Here is a 4762-nt window from a genome sequence, read left to right as displayed (position 1 = left end):
GAAGCGCATTTTAGGAAAAGTAAAAGGCCTTTGTTTCGGAGATAAAGGCTATAATACCACTTTATGGAAGGATTTCTTCGAGTTCGGACTGAAAATTATCACTAAGTCAAAAAGTAAGACCAAAGCTAAGCTGATGCTCTTAAATGAGCGCTATATGCTGCTTAAACGACCCTTAATAGAAAGTGTAAACGATATTTTTACCTCTGTCTTTGATCTGGAGCATTCTAGGCATCGAAATCCTGATAATGCTTTAACCCACATGATCTCTTCTATCTGTGCTTATTGTTTTTACCCCGAAAAACCTCGGTTAATTTCCCAAACTGGATAAATGCATAAATAAACAAAGTAAATATATAGTAATCAGTGATTTATAATCGAATTCACGTTATTTAGCATAAATATCCAGAAAATAAATTTTGCCATTTTCTGAATATTTACTTTGGTAATTTTTATCATTATATCAATAAAGAAATCTTTGAGTTCTGATTTAAAATCAAAACTAATAATCAAAAACAAATACCATGATCGGAATTTTTATTTTAATCGGTGCCTACCGGTATTATGCAGGACTTGCAGAGCGTTTCGGGAAAACAAAATGGCATTACGGCCTGCTTGCCATCGGTGTCTATATCGGGGTTCAGATTATTTTCCTCTTCGCCCATGGGTTTTATCAGGGCCTGACCAATACTTATAATGAAAGCGATTATACCGGTTTTTCACTGGTGAATATGATAGGATGGGGATTGGCTGTCATAACAGTATATGGTGTTCACAAGCTTCTGGAAAACAAGTTCAGAAAAGAACGTGTGATGAAGCCTTCTGCAGAAATTGATGAGATCGGGAAGCAAAACTGAGTAGCGGCGTCTCCGGAATTCTGCGGTTTTTTCAGCAGACCAGTTTTAAGTCAGTTGTTGCCGGTTGAGAAAGCTCTGGTCAGCATGCTGCTGTTCTTCCACGAACTGAACTACTTGTTTTCATCTATGCCGTGAATGAAGGTGATCTTTAATTTTCATGACTATTTGGTGAGGTTATAAAGCCTGTCAATTTAGAAAGTCTTATTTTTGCAGAGCATTTATTTTAATTCTTTCTTCAATTCATACAATGAAAAAACAAGATACCTGGGGAATTGTAAAGCGGCTGTTCTTTATCGGAATGAAATTCCGGTCATGGTTCATCCTTACGCTGATCATCTCCATTGTACTGGCCATGGTGTCTACCTACAGGCCGTACCTGACTATGGAGGTCGTGGATAATGATATCACGAAGCTTCAGGACAAAACCCTGATGATGAGGCACATCACCATCCTGATCGGATTGGTGTTTGCTGAAACCGTTCTGAACTTTTTCCTGGTTTACTTTTCCAATTTTATATCACAGAATGTCATCCGCGACATCCGCCAGCGGCTGTACAACAAACTGATTTATTTTAAAACGTCTTTTTTTGATAAAACACCGATCGGACAATTGGTGACCAGGGCGGTCGGGGATGTGGAAACCATTGCCACCGTTTATACCGACGGTTTCCTGATGGTTTTCGGCGATGTGCTGCGGATCGCTTTTGTACTGGTGATGATGTTTAGTACCAATGTTCACCTCAGCTATATTACCCTGGCCATTCTTCCTCTGATGGTGGTCATTACAAGGTTTTTCCAGAAAAGGCTTAAAAAAGCGTTTGGTGATGAAAGAAACTGGACTTCCAACCAGAATTCATTCGTTCAGGAAAGGCTGGCAGGAATGCCGATTATTCAGGTGTTCAACCGCCAGGCTTCAGAATTCAAAAAGTTTGATGATATCAACATTACCCTGAAAGGAGCATTGCTGAGGACGGTTTTTATCTTCTCCTTGTTCTTTCCTGTTGTAGAACTGATTTCTTCGCTTTTTATCGGGTTCATCCTGTTTTACGGAGGATATATTACCATCAGCGCCGGAGTGGTGATTGCTTTCATCCAGTATATTTCCATGCTGATCCGCCCGCTGAGGCAGATTGCCGACCGTTTCAATAATATCCAGCGGGGAATTGTAGGTGCAGAGCGCGTACTGGGACTGATGGATGAGGAAAATGCCATGCCTAATACCGGAACTGTACAAAAAGACCACTTCGACGGTAAAATCGAATTCCGGAATGTCCGCTTTGCCTATGATGACAAGCAGGAAGTACTGAAGGGGATCGATTTTAAAGTAAACCCGGGAGAGACCGTTGCCATCGTGGGGGCTACCGGTGCCGGAAAATCTACGATTATCAGTCTGATTACAAGATTGTATGACATTAATTCCGGAAATATACTGATCGATGATACCGACCTGAAAGATTATGAACTGTACTGCCTGAGAAGCCATATCGGTGTCGTCCTTCAGGATGTATTCCTGTTCCACGGCAGTATTTTTGAAAACCTCACATTCGGAGATGAATCTATTACCCTGGATCAGATAAAAGCTGCAGCAAAAGAAATAGAGGTGGACGAATTCATCGAGAGCCTTCCCGGAGGATATGATTACGTGGTGAGTGAAAGGGGCTCTTCCATCTCTCTGGGACAACGGCAGCTGCTGTCTTTCCTGAGGGCATATCTGTCCGATCCTAAAATCCTTATTCTGGATGAAGCAACTTCTTCCATCGATCATGAAAGTGAAAAACTGATCCAGCGGGCTACGGAGAAAATTACGAAAAACAGGACCTCCATCATCATTGCCCACAGGCTTTCCACCATCGAAAAAGCGGATAAGATCATTGTGATGGAGCATGGGAAAATCGTTGAGGAAGGCAGGCATCTTGAGCTCCTCGATAAAAACGGATATTATGCCACCTTATACAAAGCCCAGCTGAGACATGAAATAGAGCTGGAGGAAGAGGAGAGCCATTCATGATGATGATGGGTTGAGATAAAAAACAAGGGTTAAAACGGATGCAGGTTTTGACCCTTGCTTTTTTTCATGATCCCCTTTGCTTTTCCAGCGTACAATACACTTTTTCACAGTATCACATTGAAACGATACGCAGAAATTCAGAAACTCATCTTTTCACTGTATCAATCAGGTTGATTATTTTTATCCGTTATCAAAGTGAAGTGAATTCTGTATAACTTATTATCATTTATATGATATGTTTTTGGGCTGTCCGGTAGTTAAACACGATAAAATTTCCTTCAGAAAAAGCTGTTCCAGGCACCGGTAAAGGAAAATGGTAAAGCTGAATTGTAATGATCAATATGATAACTTCATACGGATTTGCATGAATCTTTTTATTTATCATAATCAAAATAGATATTTTTTAATAAAATATAGCTTATGTATCTAAAAAATTGTTAACTTTATTTAAAATTTAAACGGTACCCCTTTACTTTGGTAGGGTGTTTGATGTAAATAAGTACTTTTTAATTAAAATATCCAAAATAGATGAAAAATATCCAAGATGAATTTCAGGTTTTTAAAGACGAACTCAGAAAACTGAATATTGAAGTACAAAAAGTGGTGAAAGTAGGAAACGGGAGTATGGATTTCCATGAAGTATTCTACAAGTCGCCGAGATATGAAGATGTCAAAAGCGTATATGTCCAGCGGCATACCCTGGATAATATCCTTGAAAAATTCAAACAGGCTTATCATTAAAAATAGAAACCGCGGCTCAGATCTCTGAGCCGCGGTTGTTTTATCCATTCATTTTTCTGTATCTGTTGTTTCCTTTATGAAGATCCGTCATTGGGGCGGATGCATTCCGGATATTGGATTATTGTTTCTTAAGAAGGCCTTGCCTCTCCTAACAGGTATACAACGGATAATGCAGTACCATAATACAGGACCAGATTGATGAAGAGGTATTTCAGTTCGTCCTTTCTCACAGGTTTCCGGTTGAGGCTGATTATGCTTTCAATAACCAGCATAATAAGGGAAATCATTACGGTGTCAAAGGAAGCCGACAGGAAAACTTTTACGATGCTTTCATATCCGTCAAAGCTGTAGCTGTATTCCTTAAAAAAGAAATGCTGCAAGCTGAACACGATAAGAAGCAGGTAAAGGCAGGACTGTATCTTGTAAAGGGTCAGAGCTTTCATTTCAGGGGATATTTGAGAATTACAGAATCACGGTTTACGGTGACCAGCAGGGCTTTGAAATACTTCCTGTGATCAAAGCCGGCTATAAAATCATCAGTATAGGGCCCGGATGGCTTTCATATCAGGAGGGAGGCTGTCCTGTTGAATCACATATAGCCTGATATTTTCCAGCTTAGAAATCCGGTGGTGCCTGAGATCACGGAAATACTATACTGTATCCGTCGAGCCTGTAATGCCCATTTCCATGTGGTACTTTTTGTTCAGTTGCATCATCAGCTCAGCGGTTTGCTGGCTCGGCTTATAGACTGACGATCTTTTCATCAGGTCAAAGGGAGTGAGGAAGGTGAAAACAGGCAATAAGACCAGCAGGATAAAAAAGAAAGTAGACAATTTTTTCATTTAATCAATACTAAAAAACCGCTTTAATATAGAACGGTTTTTATGAATATTCAAATTAATTTCTCAGAATCTGTATCCCAGGGACAATCCGCTTCGGAACCCGATCCATGGCCCGTCGATCATTACACGTGCCCCGCTGGAATTGGTTTCTACGGTGTAATTTACATAAGGCACATCAAGGTCTTCGATTTCCTTTTTCAGCTGGGCCTGCATATCCGGGGTAAGCACGACATCGCTGGTCATGGTGAAATCCCCTTTTCCGGCTCCATAATGGGCCCCGGCAATCCATAGGTCCAGTACCAGATTCCTGCTTGGAG

General features: G+C 40.6%; 6 protein-coding genes and 1 pseudogene. 4 read left to right on the top strand and 3 right to left on the bottom strand.

Annotation, left to right across the window (positions count from 1 at the left end):
* From QZ735_RS19270 to QZ735_RS19255, 4 genes are all read left to right on the top strand, one after another.
* On the top strand, positions 1-328 hold a 328-nt coding region (locus tag QZ735_RS19270), incomplete at its 5' end, for a transposase (protein ID WP_294252171.1).
* A 193-nt stretch (positions 329-521) separates the two neighbouring features.
* The gene (locus QZ735_RS19265; protein WP_294252168.1) at positions 522-854 is read left to right on the top strand and encodes a hypothetical protein; all 333 of its coding nucleotides are present in this window, start codon (positions 522-524) and stop codon (positions 852-854) included.
* 247 nt (positions 855-1101) lie between these two features.
* On the top strand, positions 1102-2862 hold the full coding sequence (locus QZ735_RS19260; RefSeq protein ID WP_294252166.1) for an ABC transporter ATP-binding protein: 1761 nt from the start codon (positions 1102-1104) through the stop codon (positions 2860-2862).
* A gap of 528 nt (positions 2863-3390) precedes the next feature.
* On the top strand, positions 3391-3603 hold the full coding sequence (locus QZ735_RS19255) for a hypothetical protein (protein ID WP_294252164.1): 213 nt from the start codon (positions 3391-3393) through the stop codon (positions 3601-3603).
* 128 nt (positions 3604-3731) lie between these two features.
* Here the strand turns inward: QZ735_RS19255 and QZ735_RS19250 are convergent, their stop codons facing one another.
* From QZ735_RS19250 to QZ735_RS19240, 3 genes and pseudogenes are all read right to left on the bottom strand, one after another.
* Positions 3732-4046, bottom strand: coding sequence for a hypothetical protein (locus QZ735_RS19250; RefSeq protein WP_294252163.1), 315 nt, complete (start codon positions 4044-4046; stop codon positions 3732-3734).
* Between the two features lie 207 nt (positions 4047-4253).
* Complete coding sequence (locus tag QZ735_RS19245; protein WP_294252161.1) at positions 4254-4445, bottom strand: hypothetical protein; 192 nt, start codon at positions 4443-4445, stop codon at positions 4254-4256.
* A gap of 63 nt (positions 4446-4508) precedes the next feature.
* A pseudogene (locus tag QZ735_RS19240) lies at positions 4509-4762 on the bottom strand (DUF3575 domain-containing protein); the annotation flags it as partial.

It is taken from the genome of uncultured Chryseobacterium sp. (genome assembly GCF_913776365.1).
Lineage (GTDB): Bacteria > Bacteroidota > Bacteroidia > Flavobacteriales > Weeksellaceae > Chryseobacterium.
The sequence above is the reverse complement of the archived record's forward strand: the minus strand, read 5'-3'. Positions and strand labels throughout refer to the sequence as shown.

Excerpts from the sequence above, each read along its gene's own strand:
- QZ735_RS19250 (WP_294252163.1), bottom strand. The coding sequence starts at position 4,046 with ATGAAAGCTCTGACCCTTTACAAGATACAGTCCTGCCTTTACCTGCTT.
- QZ735_RS19260 (WP_294252166.1), top strand. The coding sequence starts at position 1,102 with ATGAAAAAACAAGATACCTGGGGAATTGTAAAGCGGCTGTTCTTTATC.
- QZ735_RS19245 (WP_294252161.1), bottom strand. The coding sequence starts at position 4,445 with ATGAAAAAATTGTCTACTTTCTTTTTTATCCTGCTGGTCTTATTGCCT.
- QZ735_RS19265 (WP_294252168.1), top strand. The coding sequence starts at position 522 with ATGATCGGAATTTTTATTTTAATCGGTGCCTACCGGTATTATGCAGGA.
- QZ735_RS19255 (WP_294252164.1), top strand. The coding sequence starts at position 3,391 with ATGAAAAATATCCAAGATGAATTTCAGGTTTTTAAAGACGAACTCAGA.